The sequence below is a fragment of the Frankia sp. CpI1-P genome (genome assembly GCF_001421075.1).
GTDB lineage: Bacteria > Actinomycetota > Actinomycetes > Frankiales > Frankiaceae > Frankia > Frankia torreyi.
The window spans coordinates 269828-284071 of sequence record NZ_LJJX01000002.1 but is presented as its reverse complement, the minus strand read 5'-3'; the positions used below and the strand labels follow the sequence as shown (position 1 = coordinate 284071).

Below are 14244 nucleotides of genomic sequence, written 5' to 3'. Positions count from 1 at the left end.
CAGGCCCCATCGCCGCGAGACCCGCCGTCTCGATTGCCGGACGGACCGCCCACCCGCCCCGCGGACACCCCCGTCCGGCCCGAGATCAGCGAGAAGGTGTTCCAGCACATCCTGCACGGTGAATGGAACAGACGCGGCCGCCCCGTCGGCTTCCACAGCGCCCCCGACGGCCATCCCCCGCCTGACCGCCGCATCACCTCGATGGAGGACAGGAAACCGGACGGCACCTACCATGCCGACGTCGAGTTTCGCCATCCGACCACTGGCGAGTGGAGGAGGAAGGATGTTCCGGAGCACACCATGTTCCCGAACCAGTGGTCGGAGCAGAAAGTGCGCGATGCCGTGCAGACAACCTACGAGAGGATCTACGACGACACCATCGAGCCTAGACTCAGAAATAATGAGGAACTTCCCAAGAAGGCGCTGCGCGACAGCTACGATGGTGTGCTGATACAGCTCTATGTCAGCCCAGGCGGAGAACTCAGGACCGCATTCCCGATCCAGAAGGCCGAACCAGGGGATCCTCGATGAGCAGATGGACGTTCCAGCGCGACGAAGAACAGAATCTGGAGGTGTCCGCGCCCTCGATCGACCGGAATACCGAGGCCGCCGTTCTCGACTTCTTGGAGAGCGATGTCGGCCCACACCCGGCTGATATCACAAGATATGTGCAACGATGGCAGAAAGTACGCACAGGCGAATTGAACGCTGCGCTGGGGAACGGCACCGTGCAGGAGATCGAGGGGGATCGGGTGTTGTTGGAGTCGTTGTACGAGCAGTGGGAGTCGGTGTATTTCACGATCGCGGAGTTCGAGGAGCTGCTCGACGACTATGCGGCGTTCCTCGACTCCCGGCGCCGGCCCGACGCCAACGGGTGAGCGGTTCCGCGGAACCGTCACCGGAGTAGGCCGCCGAGCGGTTCCGCCGCACCACCAGCAAGAGCCGAACCGTCAGCGGGGTAGGCCGACGAGCTCGTCGAAGCGGAGGTGGCGGAGCTGCACGCCGAGCCGGCGGGCCCGGCGGCGGACCGGGCCGGCGGGATCGGGGGTGAACGCCAGGCCGGCGCCGGCGGCGATGTTCGCGGCGACGGCGCCGATCGGCAGGCCGTCGGTGGGCAGGTGGCGGGCGAATTCCGGGGCCCGCAGCAGGTGCAGGGAACGGTCGGCCTGGGTGGCGGCGAAGCTGCGGGCGGTCTCCCCGCGGGAGCGGATGCGCCGCAGCAGGACGGCCCTGTCGGCGAGCAGCGTCACGTGCCGCACCTCGTGCCCGGCGGCGCGCAACGGGTCGACGAACGCGGCGAGCAACGCGGGATCGAGCAGGGTCATCGGTACGACGACCGGGCCGCCGCAACCATCGAGCACAGTGCGGAGCGTCTGGGCGACACCGTCCCGCCACAATGGCATCTCGCGAAAGTCGCCGCGCGACTGNGCGGGCAGCATCCGGCGCAATGCGAAACCGAGATGCTCCGGGTCGCAGACGAAGGATCCGGGCAACCCGCGGTGCAGTTCGTAGGCCACCTGCGTCTTACCGATGCCATTGGGGCCGTTGAGCCAGATCAGCACCCGGGAAACGGTATCAGCATCGCGGTGGAGCAGTGGGGCGCCCACCGGCAGACCCCACTACTCCAGTGATCAGCTCAGCGAGCCGCGCCCGCGCCTACCGACCAGGCCGGCTTGTACTACCGGCAGGCCGGCTCGTACCACCGGCAGGCTGGTTTCCAATACTGGCAGGCCCGTTGGCGAGATGCACGACTCCGTGGTGTATCTGCGGCTGACCGGTGAGGGCGGGCAGTCCCCCGGAGGCGACGCCGCCGATGCCGAAAGCGAAAACGAGTACCCCGACGGCCGCCACGGCCACCTGGATCTTGCGCAGGGCTACTGTACCCATCATTACCTTTCCGTCGAGGGACGGCACATTTGATCACCGAAGGCGTCGGCAGCCCGCTCCGCAGACCGTCCAGAAATCTCTGGCGAACAAACGGCGAAGAATTCCGGAAGGGGTCGGAATTCTGCCGTAAGCGCGGTCCCGATGGCGATCCGAACACTAGCGCAGCCGGGCCCCACCGGGTGCTACCAGAAAGTGCCCATGTCAAGAGGCCGTACACTGATCGACTGGACCGTGAAGATCGGTCGGCGGTCCCGTCCAATAACTGCCGGCACTCCTGATCAGGAGAAATCATCGACTATCTCCACAGCCCGTTTTAGTTCACCGCCGCGACGGCGACATCAATCACACTCGCGGGACGATGTTCCCGAGCGGGGTCCGGCATCATCCAGCCGCGGGCTCCACCCGAAGGGCTCGCTGCGCCNGGTCGAGACAGTTCTGGGACTGGCTCGTCGGCACGAAGTCCATCGCCCGCGCAGACCCGCCCGGTAGTACTCCTGCCAGTGAGCCATTCCCTGCAACGGTTCGCCACCCTCCATAACAGTCGCGGACCGTGATGGCTGAGGGAGTGGGGGAAGGCGCAATGCACTACTGGCGGCGAAGGCCCACAACCACGGCGGCAACATCCAGGTGGTGTCATTGTCGCTGACGACGGCTGGCCGTTGTGGGTCTCCGCTGTCCGTCCCGGCCGCAGCAGGATTCGGGGCATCCAAAGCAACAGCGGCCACCATCGACGGCCAATCCGGCGGCGGCCCCACCGAAGACGGACCAACGCGGCGTCGCCGAACGCCACGCATCAAGTGTCCGCCTCAGCGGCGACGGTCGCGGCCGGCCCTACGCTTCGGGCCTGTGACCGGGAATCGTCATCGCCGCGGGTCGGCGGGTCGGCGGGTCGGCGGGTTGGCGACGAACCGGGCGGTGGTTCACGGACCACCGCCAGCCGGACAACGGTGAAATCCCGTCACCTCACCATACGGCCTGACGCCGCCGGGCGATCTGCCCTGTTCTGCTCCGACTTTCGGCAAGGAGACTCCACGAGTGGCCACCAGCCCCCAGCGAACGACGGTCTTCGATTTCGCCCCCCAGGACCGAACCCTGCTCGACGCCCAGATCCGGGCGTTGGAGAACCTGGACCGCGGTGACTTCCGGGAGCTTCCGCCCGCGACCGCCGGCAAGTTCCAGCAACTTCAGGGCGCGGGAACGTTCGCGTCCGTCCGGATTCCCGGCGCGGATCCGGACGTCCAGCTCGACGCGGGCGTGTTCGTCCCGCTCGGTGCCGGGCCGCATCCGGTGGTCGTCCTGCCGGCCCCGCTGGCTCCCACCGGGTGGCGTTCCTACCCTGGGCTGCTCGTGAACTTCGCGATCCGCGGCTATCTGGCCGTCGCGTACAGCGAGCGGGGTCTCGCCGACTCCACCGGGAAGATCGACGTCGCCGGGCCGCGGGACCGGGCGGACGGCTCCGCCGTCATCGACTGGATCCTGGAGAACCACGCCGACCGGGTGAACCCGGACCAGATCGCGTTCGCCGGATCGTCCTACGGCGCCGGCCAGAGCCTGATCATCGCCGCGCACGACGACCGGGTGAAGGCCGTCGCCGCGCAGAGCGCCTGGGCGGATCTCACCCGCTCGCTGTACGAGAACGAGACCCGGCACATCGCCGCCTTCGAGGCCCTCGCGGCGCTGTTCGGCGAGGACCGCCTGTCCGACGAGACGCGGCAGATCTTCGCGGACTTCCGCTCCAACAAGAACATCAAGAACCTGCTGGACTTCGGGGCCATCCGCTCGCCGATCAGCTACGTCGAGCGGCTCAACAGCCGCCGGGTGCCGGTCTTCCTCGGCACCTACTGGCACGAGACGATCTTCTCGGTGCCGGCCGTCGTCGAGTTCTTCAACCAGCTCACCGGCCCGCGCCGGCTGCTGGTGCAGATCGGCGACCACGGCGGCGACGAGATCCTGGGTTTCCTCGGCGGCTGGAGCCGGCNGACCGCGACGACCTTCCGCTGGCTGGACCATCACCTTCGGGGCAAGGACAACGGCATCGGGCAGGACGGCAACGTCCACACCGAGTACATGCACAACCTGTTCGACCTGCGTAAGTCCAACGACTGGCAGTCGTACGTCCAGCCGACCCGACGGTTCTATCTCGACCAGCCGCGGGGCGGCTCCACCGACGGCGTCCTGGCGTCGCGTCCGGCCACCGGGTGGACGACGACCATCCAGGCGGGCGTGGACACCCCCGCGCACGTCGCCGAGGCGCTCGTCCAGACCGGCGTCCTGGAGCGGCTCGGTGCCCCCGCGATCTACGACACGGCGTCGATCTCGCGGCGGGACGCGGCCGTCTGGGTGACCGAGCCGCTGGTCGCGCAGAGCCAGCTCACCGGCAACGTCCGGCTGCACCTGACGATCCGCCCGTCCGCGGCGACGGCGACGATCGTGACCCACCTGTTCGACGTGGACCCGGGCCGCGCCAAGGGCAAGATCATCACCAGTGCGCCGTACACGCTGCTCAACGAGCGGGAGGGCGAGGCGCGTGCGATCGACGTCCAGCTCCAGCCCGCGGACTACCGCATCGCCGCCGGCCACCANCTCGCCCTCGTGATCGNCACCAAGGACCGCCTGTTCGCCGACGCCACCGTCGACGGCGNNCAGGTCGAGTTCGCCTCCCCGGACGGGGCCGCCTCCTACCTGGAGCTCCCCCTCGCCGACCTGCCCGACGCGGAATAACCCTCCTGTTCCGCGGAACATTCGCCTGAGTCAGGGCCGGGGCGATGGCCGGGCCCGTGCGGTGGACGCCGCACGGGCCCGATCCGTCCGCGACGACGACGGCGACCGAACGGCGTTCGGCGGCCGGCCCGGCATCGCGGTACGGATCGGTGGGGCGCGGGCCCACCGGCGGCTAGGCTCGGCGGCTGCGCCCGCCGCCACCACTGCCGCCACTGCCACCACCCACCGGTTCGGAGACGTCCGCCCATGAGCTCCGACGTTGTCCTCGACGCCCGGTTCACCCATGCGGTCTACACGCGCGCCCAGACGGCCCGCCACGTCGGNCTCGACCCGGACGACCTGCATCGCGCCGCGATGTGGACGGTCGGCCGGGCACGGATCGGCAAGCAGATCGGCACGATGAGCAACAATCCGCCACCGATCGTCACCTCACTTCGCCGCCCCTCCCCGCCGGAGCCGCGCATCCCGTTCATCGGCCTCGCCGAGGCCGTGGTGTACGCGGCCGTCCGGCAGGGGACATCGCTGCCGCAGATCCACGCCCACGGGGCACTGTCCATCGTTCGGAAGAGCCTGGGCGGCGCGCACCCCCTGGCCACCAGGGCGTTCGTCACCGATGCGCTCGCCGTGCTGCGCGCCTACGCCCAGCACGAGGACGCCGCCCCGGAGATCGTCCAGGCCGTGACCGCGCCCGCCCCGTCGACCCCATCAATCCCGCCAATCCCATCAATCCCATCAATCCCGCCAACCGCGCCGCCATCACCATCCGCGCGAGACCTGCCGGTGCCACCGGCCGCTCTACCAGCCGACGAGTCGGAGTTCGCGCTCCTCGTCGCCCGAGTGGCCGCCCACGTGGACTATGGCGAGGACGGCTACACCCGCCGGATCCGACTACCCGGGTACTCGACGGCGGACGTGATCGTCGACAGCGGGATCTCCGGCGGCCGGCCGTTCTTCGCCCGCGGCGGCCCGGGGGCGGACGTCGAGACGATCGTGCGGCAGTATCAGGGCGGGGTGCCGATCGGCGAGCTGGCCGGCCGGCACGGCATCCCCTCCGCCGAGATCGCCGAGCTGGCCAATCTCACCTGGCCGGACCCCGAGCCACCCTCCGTGGCCCCGCCATCCAATGATCACCTTCGGTAGTAGGCATCCCGAGCGGTGACGGCGAGGCGTCGTCCGGCGGTGCGCCTGCATCACGACCTCGGCGATGTGGCGACCACGTCGCCCNGGCTCGTCCTACCCACTCCCCGGTTACTGTTGTCCCTGTGTGAACGCTCACGGACTGGCGGAGGGCGCGTCCGGCACAGCGGTGACAATGGTTTCGATGTCCTCCACGCCTTCCTTCGCCACGCATCTCGCCGGTCTCGATCCGGTGAAGCTGGGTGCCGTGCTGCGCGCCCGCCCCGACGTGCTGGTCGAGCCGCTGCCCCGCGGTTTCGAGCAGCTCGCCCAGCGGCTGACCGACGCCCGCTCGCTGAGCCGGGCGCTCACCGAGCTCGACCGGGACAGTCTGCAGGTGGGCGTGGCGGTCGCCCTGCTGCCGGGCCCGGTGACCGCCGACCGCCTCGCGACGTTGCTGGGCGTGCCCCGCGACGCCATGCACGCGGTGGTGGACGGTCTGTTCGCCCGCGGTCTGGCCTGGCCCGTCCCGGCGGCGACCGGCGGCGAAGGCGGCGAAGGCGGCGAAGGCGGCGAAGGCGGCGAGAGCATCCTCGGCGAGCCGGCCATCCGCCTCCCGGCGCCGCTGCACAGCCACTGGTCGGAGCCGTTCGCCGAGATTGACACCGCGACGCAGCTCGCGAGCGCCGCGCTGGTCGAGGACGTGCGGACGGCGGTGCGCGCGCTCGGCGAGGACCCGACCGGGCTGCGCAAGCCCGAACTCGTCGCGCTGTTCGCCCGACTGCTGGCCGATTCCGTGCGGGTGGCGGTCCTCGTCGCCGCGCTCCCGGCGCCGGCGCGGGAGCTGCTGACGGACCTGGGATCGGCGGTCAACAACGACCTCCCCTTCGTCCTCATGCTGGCCGAGCGGGAGCAGCGCGCCGGGCCGGCCGCCGTGCGGGCCCTGATCCACGCCGGCCTGATGCTGCCGGTCCGGGGTCTGGCGGAGCTGCCCCGCGAGGTTGCCGTCGCCGTCTGGATCACCGAGCACCGCGGCACGCTGACCGGCCCGCCGGACGTCCCCCGACCGGCGGTGGATCCGGCCGGGGTGCGATCGAGTGCGCAGGCGGCGGCGCAGGACGCCGTCCGCACCGTCGCGGCGCTGCTCGACGAGGCGGCGACCGTGCCGATCGCGGCGCTCAAGCGCGGCGGGATCGGCGGACGGGAACGGCTACGGCTGGCCAAGCGGTTGTCGCTGCCGCCGGCGGACCTGCCGGTGTGGATCGACCTGACGGCGACCGCGGGCCTGCTGATCCACGACGACGCCGGCTACGTGCCGGGACCGGGGTTCACCGCCTGGCGGGAGGCCACGCCGAGCCGGCAGTGGGCCCCGCTCGCGCTGGCCTGGTACGTCCAGGAGCATGCCCCGTCGGGCCGGGAGCTCGACGACGAGCGGGACATCGCCCCGCCGCTGCCGATCGAATCCGAAGCCGGCCTGCTGCGCGGGACCTTGCTGCGCGCCGCCGACGGCGGTCGGTCGGTGCGGCTGACCGCCGAGAACATCGACTGGTTCTTCCCGCTGGACGGCTACCCCGACCCCCTGCGGGCGGCCGTGATGGCAGCGACGATCCGCGAGGCCGAGCTGCTCGGCGTCGTGGCGGTCGACGTCCTGTCCGAGCTGGGCGAGGCGCTGCGGACCAGCGCCGCCGACCTGGCCGACCTCGCCGGCCCCGCCGCCGCCTTCCCGTCGTACCGCGCCCTCACCGCGGCGATCACCACGGCCGCGACCGCCCTCGGCGACCGCTGCGCCGAGTTGCTGCCCGAGTCCAGACCCAGCCTGATCCTCCAGTCCGACCTCACCGCCGTCGTCTCCGGCCCACCGACCGCGACGATGGCCCAGGTGCTGCGCGCCGCCGCCGAACCCGAATCCCGCGGCGCCGCCGGGACCTGGCGGTTCACCCNNGCGTCCGTCCGCGCGGCGTTGGACGCCGGATGGACCGCCGACGAGCTGCTCGACGCGCTGCGCGCCATGGCCGACCACACGCCGCCCCAGGCCCTGGAATACCTCGTCGCCGACGTCGCCCGCCGCCACGGCCACGTCCGGGTCCGCGGCCTGCGCAGCGCCATCCTCGGCGACGAGCCGACGACCACCGAGCTGCTGCACACCCGCGTCCTCGCCAAGCTGCACCTGGCCCGGCTCGCCCCGACCGTCCTGTCCAGCCCCGAGGACCTGGACACCGTCCTGGCCGAACTGCGCCGCGCCGGCTTCTACCCCGTCGCCGAGGACGCCACCGGCACCGTCATCGTCCCGTCGTCCGGCCGCGCATCGTCCGGGCCGCTGACGCGCCACCAGAAATCCGCCTCGCCGCCTCCCGCCGGTAGCGGCCGGACCCGAGGCGCCGGCGGCGCACCCCGGAGGGTGACGCCGGAGGAGCTCGTCACGCGCCTGCTCACCGACGCCGACGAGGGCGTGCCCCCGCCGAGCCCCCTGGTCCGCGAGCTCGCCGGCCTCAACGACCGCCTCAACGACGGCGAACTCGCCCTGCTCGCCGAGGCCGTCGAGTCCCGCGGCGACGTGGTGATCGCCTACCGCGACAAGAACGNCAAGCNCACCGTCCGCCGCATCACCATCAACGCCATGTTCGGCCGCTGGCTCGACGCCTGGTGCCACCTCCGCAACGACGACCGCGAATTCGCCATCGCCAACATCCAGTCCATCTCCCCCGCCGGCTGACCCACGGCAAAGGATCACATCATCGCTCGCTGCGGCGCCTCCTGATCCGTCTGGTCCTGATCCGTCTGGGCGTCCGCCTGGGCGGCCTTCGCGACGGCGGTGGCCGCACGAACGAAGGCGGCGACGGCCGGCGAGCGGGAGTCCTGCGGCCAGGCCAGGACGAGTGTGGTCGGGGGAAGATCGCCGACGTTCCGGTAGGCGATGCCGAGCCGGCGGTGCCGGGAGGCGACCGAGACGGGCAGGAACATGATGATGCTGCCCAGCTCGATCAGGTTGAAGATCTTCGCCAGGTCCAGGGGAGTCGGCTGGGCCTCAACGACCCGTCCCCGGGGCGGGGAGGGNGACTGCTCGCGGCCGTTCTGGGTCCGCGCGGTCGTGGGCGGACGGCCGTCGCGGTCGGCGGGTGTGCCGTCGGGCAGCGATCGGCCGGCCAGGTCGGCCAGGCACAGGGAGGAGCGGGCGGCCAGCGGATCGTCGGCCGCCAGCGCGAGCAGGCGGGGCTCGGTCAGCAGCGGCTCGACGTCGAGATCGTGGTTGTCGAACGGGGTGGGCAGCAGCGCGATGTCCGCCCGGCCGTCGTGCAGGGCGGGCACCTGGTCGCCACGGCCGCCGAGCAGCAGCTCCACCGGGAGGGCCGCGTCCTCGCGCTGGAAGGCGGCGAGGATCCGCGGGAGCAGCCCGGCGTCGAAATCGGCCTTGAGCGCGACGCGCAGGCTCGGCGTCGGCTGCCCGGCGTGCCGGGCCCGCCGGGCGGCCGCGGTGACCGCGTCGAGTGCGGTCCGGGCGTCGTGCAGGAAGACCTCCCCCGCCGGGGTGAGCGCTACCTGACGCGTCGTCCGCTCGAGCAACCGCACGCCCAGGTGACGCTCCAGGTCGCGGATCGCCCGGGACAGCGGTGGCTGCGCCATGCCCAGCCGCTCGGCCGCACGCCCGAAATGCAGCTCCTCCGCGACGGCCACGAAGTACCGAAGCTGCCGAACCTCCAGCTCACTCATATCCGCACGGTATCAATCCGGTGCGGATCGGTCCTTCAGCTCCGGCGCCGCGCCGGCTTGACTGGGTCATGCCGACGCCGACGCGCGGGCCCACACATCCCGCGCACGCCGTCGCCGAGCAGGCCATCTACCCGTCCCGCAGGCACAACGGCGCGCACCTCACCGTTGTCCGGGCGCAGCCCCTTGGAGCCCCTCTTGATCATCGTCACCACTCCCACCGGTCAGATCGGCCGGCAACTCCTCGGCACCCTCCTGACCAGCGGCCAGCCCCTCCGCGTCATCGCACGCGACCCCTCCCGCCTGCCCGCACACACCCGCGAGCGCGTCGAGGTCGTGNCGGGTTCGCACAGCGACGCCGACGTCGTCACCCAGGCGTTCGCGGGCGCCGACGCGGTGTTCTGGCTGGCTCCCCCGAACCCCCAGGCCGTGAGCGTCGAGGCTGCCTATCTCGACTTCACCCGGCCGGCATGTGAGGCCATCGAGAAGCACGGGGTCAGCCGGGTGGTCGGCGTCTCGGCCCTCGGCCGTGGGGTGGCCCTGGGCCGCAACGCCGGACTGGTGACGGCGGCCCTGGCGATGGACGACCTGATTGCGAGCACCGGCGTGCACTACCGGTCGCTGGCGATGCCCGGCTTCATGGACAACATGCTCAACCAGGTCGAGGCGATCAGGAACCAGGGAACATTCTTCTCGACGCTGTCCGGCGACCGCAAGCACCCGACCTGCGCCACCCGCGATATCGCCGCCGTCGCCGCCCGTCTGCTGCTCGACGACTCCTGGACGGGGCAGGACGACGTCCCGGTGCTCGGCCCCGAGGACCTCTCCCAGAACGACCTGGCGGCAATCATGTCCGAGGTGCTCGAACGCCCGATCCGCTACCAGCAGATCCCCGGCGACGCCTTCAGGGCGACGCTGATCGAACACGGAATGTCCGACGCGATAGCGCAGGCCATGCTCGACATGTTGACAGCCAAGGACAACGGCCTCGACAACGCCGAGCCCCGAACCCCCGAATTCACCACCCCCACCACCTTCCGCCAATGGTGCGAGGAAGTTCTCAAGCCAGNCGTCCTCGCCTNAGTGAGCTCTGGTCTCGCCCGAGCACGCCCTGATGCTGCCTCCGCAACGACACCCTCGACTTCGCCACGGCCAACAACGTGGCCGGCGAGTGGCACAATCGGACGGCCCATGCGTGCTCGACCAGCTTGTCCTCGATCACGGTCCGACCGCCGTCGACCTCCCGACGATCCGATGAATCGAGGCCGTCGTACGCCCCTCACCTCCCGGGACACTTCATCCGCAGGTTTCGCTTTCCGAGCACGGTGCGCTGCGTCACGCGCATCGGGTCAGGATGAGTGATCTGCGCCATGGCGCGCCGCTGCATCTCGGCCAAGATGATGGGCCGATGGATTCCGACCCCCTGATGACCGTCCTCGAGGTGGCCAACCACCTCAGGATCACTCCGTCATCCTGGCGGGCCAATGTCGCGAGCGGAGACGCCCCGGCCGCCGACGACCCCGACTCCGATCGCCCGGCGAATCGTCGCAGGCCACGCTGGCGGCGCTCGACGGTCGAGGAATGGAACCGGACTCGACGTCGCCGCGGGCGCCCGGACCAGGACACCCCGCTGGTCGATCCCGCCTGACGACCTTGTGGAACCGAGAATGCCACGCCGACCCGGAACGCCACGCCGACCGGGAACGCCACGCCGACCGAGGACGCCACCGTCGCGCCAGCCTNCCCCCGGCTCGCAGGCGACGGTAGGCTAGATCGCGGCCAACCCGGCCAAGCGGTAGAAGCCTCCCGCCGCGCTGCCCCGGCGGTTCCGCAGAACCGCCGACAGGTGGCGGATCAATTATCCGCGCATCGATGACCTCTCCAGTGGTCGGGGCGATCGGTGGGATCAGGTGAGGCGCGCCTCGGCGATCGAGTCGGGTGGGGTGAGGTGGGCGGTGAGGGCGGCGGCTGTCGCGGCGAGCAGGGGGGCGGCGCGGCGCGCGGCCGGGGTGGACGGCGCGGTCAGGAAGAGCGCCGCGGCGGGACCGGCCTCGCCCATCGGACCCACCGGGGCGGCCACCTCGCACTCCCCGAGGCGCCGTTCCTCCCTGGTGGTCGCCGGTGAGCCGCCGCGGATATCGGCGAACTGGCGCAGGAGCAGCCCTGGTGCGGTGACGGTGTAGGGGGTGATCCGCACCAGGTTGCCGAGGACCTGCCGGCGCAGGGCGTCCGGGCCGTGGGCCAGCAGGAGCTTGCCCGCCGCCGTCGCGTGCAGCGGCAGGTGCGAGCCCGCAGCCACCGCCTCGCCCAGTTCGTCGACGACGAGCAGCCGGTCGCCGTCGAGGCAGGTGAGCGCGACGGGCCGGCCCGTCGCCGTCCGCAGTCCACGCAGGTAGGGGCGCCCGGCTTCGGCCAGCCGACGCTGGCACGGGACCTGGCCGCCCAGCACCCACAGCCGGGTCCCCAGCCGGTACGACCCGTCCGCCTGGCGTTCCAGTCCTCCCCACGCCACGAGTTCCCGCACGAGCCGCAGCGCCGTCGGCACCGGAAGACCGGTCCGCGCCGCGATCGTCGTCAGCCGCAGGCAGNCCGCCCCGTCGAACACGTCCAGGACGGACAGTGCCCTTCCCACCGCCGACATGCCACCGCCTTCCGGACGCCGCACCATCCCCCGGCGTCGCGTGATCGCATCACGGCTCTGCACACGCGCCCGTCGCCGCGCCGCTTTCACCTGATGAAACCGGACGCTACCGCCCTGGCGCCGCCGCCGGGCAACCTGTGGAAGCCCCGATCCGCACCAGGCCCTGGGAGGCACGAGCATGCTGCTGGACCTGTCGTCGGACGAGCTGTTGTCCACCACTCGGGCGGTGCGCCACCGGCTCGACCTGTCCCGGCCGGTGCCGTGGGAGCTCATCCAGGAATGCGTCGAGCTCGCCGTGCAGGCACCGACGGGCCGCAACCGGCAACGATGGCACTTCGTCGTGGTCACCGACTCCGAACGACGCCGGGCGCTCGCGGATGTCTTCCGGCGGGCCGTCGCCGCAGCCGACCCGCAGGCCAGCCCGCTGACGCGGCACGACGTCGAGCGGATGAACGCCCACCCGACGTCGTTGGCCAGGATCAGCAGCGGCTTCCGGCACCTCTACGACAACATCCACCGGGTACCCGCGCTCGTCGTCCCCTGTGTGGAGGGACGGACCGACGACGCGTCCGTCCTCGCCCAGTCGATGACCTGGGGCTCGATCCTGCCAGCCGTGTGGAGCTTCATGCTCGCCGCTCGCGCGCGGGGGTTGGGCACGGTGTGGACGACCGCGCAGGCGCCCCTCGAACGTGAGATGGCCGAGGTGCTGGGAGTCCCGTACGACCAGGTGATGCTGGCCGCGTTCATCCCCCTCGCCTACACCCTCGGCACCGACTTCCGACCGGCTTCCCGCGCCCCCCTCGACCAGGTGCTGCACCGCAATCACTGGTAGCAGGTGGTGGCCGCGGTGGCAGGTGGTGGCCGCGGTGGCAGATGGTGGCCGCGGTGGCAGGTGGTGGCCGCAGAGCCCGGGGAGAAGCCGGTGGCTACGGCTTGCGGGCGATGCCGCCGTAGCCGCTGACCTGGGCGTCGGTGAGCTCGGGTGGGACGTCGGCGTCGGGGCGCCAACGATGCAGGAGCTGGACGCCGGGCTCGACCGGCTCCAGGCCGACGAACAGGGACTCGACCTCGGCGCGGCTGCGGGCCGCGGCGGGGATGCCGCGGTCCAGGTAGGTCTGGACGAGCCGCGCCACCCCCTGGTCGTAGTCGGCGGTCGAGTGGGTGATGACGACGTGGCTGCCGGAGGGCAGGCCGTCCACGAGGCGGCGCACGATGCCGTGCGGGTCGTGGTCGTCGGGGAAGAAGTGGAAGATCGCGATCAGGGAGAGCGCGACCGGCCGGGTCAGGTCGAACGTCGAGCGCAGCTCCGCGGAGTCGAGGATGCTCGCCGGGTCGTGCAGGTCGGCGTGGAGGTAGGCGGTCCGGCCCTGGGGCGTGCTGGTCAGCAGCGCGCGGGCGTGCGTGAGCACGATGGGTACCAGCCCCGGGATACACATGCCCCTGCCCTACGCGTCCACCGACCCCTTCGGATGTTGTACGTTTGTTGTACAGTGGAGTCATGAGTGTCGGATTCCGCCCCACCGAAGAGGACCTCCGGATCGTTGAGGCCAACCGTCGCCAGGACGAGAAGACCAGCGACGTCATCCGGCGCGCCCTGCGACTGCTGGACCGGGAGGCGTGGGAGGTGCGTGCCCGCGAGGACATGCACCGGCTGCGGAATGAGGACCTGTCCGCCGAGCCCGATGCATGGGAGTACGACACCAACGGCAACATCGTGATCACAGGTACGAACCTCGCGGTACCAGCCAGGTCCCAGGACCACCCGTGATCCGCGGCGCCGTGTACCCGGTGGACCTCGGCGACGCCAAGCGCGGGTATGAACAGCGGGGACGTCGACTCGGCCTCGTCCTGAGCATGGAGCAGAACGCGTGGTCCACGGTCACGATCGTGCCCACGTCGACCAGCGCACAGGCGTCCACCTTCAGACCAGAGGTGATCATTACGGGACGGTCGACCAGGATCCTGATCGACCAGATCCGCACCATCGACAGCTCCTATGTCACGGGTGAACTCGTGGACTACCTCTCCCGCGACGACATGGCCCAGGTCGAGCACACCCTCTCGCGCTACCTCGGCCTGCTGCGCTGAGCGCATCGTCTGGCTCCCGTACATCGACCTCCCCGCGCGACCGGGTGAAGACGGAGGTCCGACACAGCTGACAGACCTGTCGAGCG

At 71.1% G+C, this 14244-nt stretch carries 10 protein-coding genes and 12 pseudogenes; 15 read left to right on the top strand and 7 right to left on the bottom strand.

What is annotated here, in order from left to right:
- On the top strand, positions 1 to 531 hold a 531-nt coding region (locus tag FF86_RS02710), incomplete at its 5' end, for an EndoU domain-containing protein (protein ID WP_206778884.1).
- A complete protein-coding gene (locus tag FF86_RS02705; RefSeq protein ID WP_052680951.1) occupies positions 528 to 878 on the top strand; it encodes a hypothetical protein in 351 nt (116 codons plus the stop codon). The genes FF86_RS02710 and FF86_RS02705, both read left to right, overlap by 4 nt.
- 72 nt (positions 879 to 950) lie before the next feature.
- On the opposite strand, the pseudogene FF86_RS02700 reads toward FF86_RS02705, so the two are convergent.
- Positions 951 to 1427, bottom strand: a pseudogene (locus FF86_RS02700) (AAA family ATPase); the annotation flags it as partial.
- Position 1428: 1 nt separating this feature from the next.
- Positions 1429 to 1562 (bottom strand): annotated as a pseudogene (locus FF86_RS38910) (RNA helicase domain-containing protein); the annotation flags it as partial.
- 196 nt (positions 1563 to 1758) lie between these two features.
- Between FF86_RS38910 and FF86_RS34090 the strand changes: the two are divergent.
- The 7 genes and pseudogenes from FF86_RS34090 to FF86_RS38890 form a co-directional block, all read left to right on the top strand.
- Complete coding sequence (locus FF86_RS34090; RefSeq protein ID WP_157866921.1) at positions 1759 to 1920, top strand: hypothetical protein; 162 nt, start codon at positions 1759 to 1761, stop codon at positions 1918 to 1920.
- Between the two features lie 1002 nt (positions 1921 to 2922).
- Positions 2923 to 3865 (top strand): annotated as a pseudogene (locus FF86_RS38905) (CocE/NonD family hydrolase); the annotation flags it as partial.
- Between the two features lies 1 nt (position 3866).
- A pseudogene (locus FF86_RS38900) lies at positions 3867 to 4469 on the top strand (CocE/NonD family hydrolase C-terminal non-catalytic domain-containing protein); the annotation flags it as partial.
- Between the two features lie 385 nt (positions 4470 to 4854).
- Positions 4855 to 4931: pseudogene (locus FF86_RS64830) on the top strand (hypothetical protein); the annotation flags it as partial.
- A gap of 1 nt (position 4932) precedes the next feature.
- Positions 4933 to 5748 (top strand): annotated as a pseudogene (locus FF86_RS02685) (hypothetical protein); the annotation flags it as partial.
- A 172-nt stretch (positions 5749 to 5920) separates the two neighbouring features.
- A pseudogene (locus FF86_RS63925) lies at positions 5921 to 7664 on the top strand (hypothetical protein); the annotation flags it as partial.
- Between the two features lie 2 nt (positions 7665 to 7666).
- Positions 7667 to 8306: pseudogene (locus FF86_RS38890) on the top strand (helicase-associated domain-containing protein); the annotation flags it as partial.
- 145 nt (positions 8307 to 8451) lie between these two features.
- Here FF86_RS38890 and FF86_RS38885 read toward each other — a convergent pair.
- Together FF86_RS38885 and FF86_RS02675 are read right to left on the bottom strand one after the other, a co-directional pair.
- A pseudogene (locus tag FF86_RS38885) lies at positions 8452 to 8778 on the bottom strand (LysR family transcriptional regulator); the annotation flags it as partial.
- A gap of 1 nt (position 8779) precedes the next feature.
- Positions 8780 to 9432 (bottom strand): LysR family transcriptional regulator (locus tag FF86_RS02675; protein WP_242418040.1); only part of this gene is annotated, 653 nt, incomplete at its 3' end.
- 195 nt (positions 9433 to 9627) lie between these two features.
- On the opposite strand from FF86_RS02675, the pseudogene FF86_RS64825 reads away from it, so the two are divergent.
- From FF86_RS64825 to FF86_RS02665, 3 genes and pseudogenes are all read left to right on the top strand, one after another.
- Positions 9628 to 9768 (top strand): annotated as a pseudogene (locus FF86_RS64825) (NmrA family transcriptional regulator); the annotation flags it as partial.
- A 1-nt stretch (position 9769) separates the two neighbouring features.
- Positions 9770 to 10498 (top strand): annotated as a pseudogene (locus FF86_RS02670) (NAD(P)H-binding protein); the annotation flags it as partial.
- A gap of 339 nt (positions 10499 to 10837) precedes the next feature.
- Entirely contained in the window at positions 10838 to 11077 is a 240-nt protein-coding gene (locus FF86_RS02665) for a hypothetical protein (RefSeq protein WP_044883712.1), read from the top strand.
- A gap of 258 nt (positions 11078 to 11335) precedes the next feature.
- Here FF86_RS02665 and FF86_RS02660 read toward each other — a convergent pair.
- Both FF86_RS02660 and FF86_RS61755 read right to left on the bottom strand, forming a co-directional pair.
- A pseudogene (locus FF86_RS02660) lies at positions 11336 to 12017 on the bottom strand (IclR family transcriptional regulator); the annotation flags it as partial.
- Position 12018: 1 nt separating this feature from the next.
- Positions 12019 to 12070, bottom strand: a 52-nt coding sequence (locus FF86_RS61755) for a hypothetical protein (RefSeq protein ID WP_255355684.1), incomplete at its 3' end; no start/stop codon positions are given.
- Between the two features lie 178 nt (positions 12071 to 12248).
- Between FF86_RS61755 and FF86_RS02655 the strand changes: the two genes are divergently transcribed.
- A complete protein-coding gene (locus FF86_RS02655; protein ID WP_055863983.1) occupies positions 12249 to 12902 on the top strand; it encodes a nitroreductase family protein in 654 nt (217 codons plus the stop codon).
- Positions 12903 to 12996: 94 nt separating this feature from the next.
- Here FF86_RS02655 and FF86_RS02650 read toward each other — a convergent pair whose 3' ends face one another.
- A complete protein-coding gene (locus tag FF86_RS02650; RefSeq protein WP_082121674.1) occupies positions 12997 to 13506 on the bottom strand; it encodes an SAM-dependent methyltransferase in 510 nt (169 codons plus the stop codon).
- Positions 13507 to 13568: 62 nt separating this feature from the next.
- Here FF86_RS02650 and FF86_RS02645 point away from each other — a divergent pair, with 62 nt between their 5' ends.
- Together FF86_RS02645 and FF86_RS02640 are read left to right on the top strand one after the other, a co-directional pair.
- The gene (locus FF86_RS02645; protein WP_011606673.1) at positions 13569 to 13838 is read left to right on the top strand and encodes a hypothetical protein; all 270 of its coding nucleotides are present in this window, start codon (positions 13569 to 13571) and stop codon (positions 13836 to 13838) included.
- Positions 13835 to 14158: a type II toxin-antitoxin system PemK/MazF family toxin gene (locus FF86_RS02640; RefSeq protein WP_044883715.1), complete on the top strand. Its 324-nt coding sequence runs from the start codon at positions 13835 to 13837 to the stop codon at positions 14156 to 14158. The genes FF86_RS02645 and FF86_RS02640 overlap by 4 nt, the downstream gene beginning before the upstream one ends.
- The last annotated feature ends 86 nt before the right edge of the window (positions 14159 to 14244 follow it).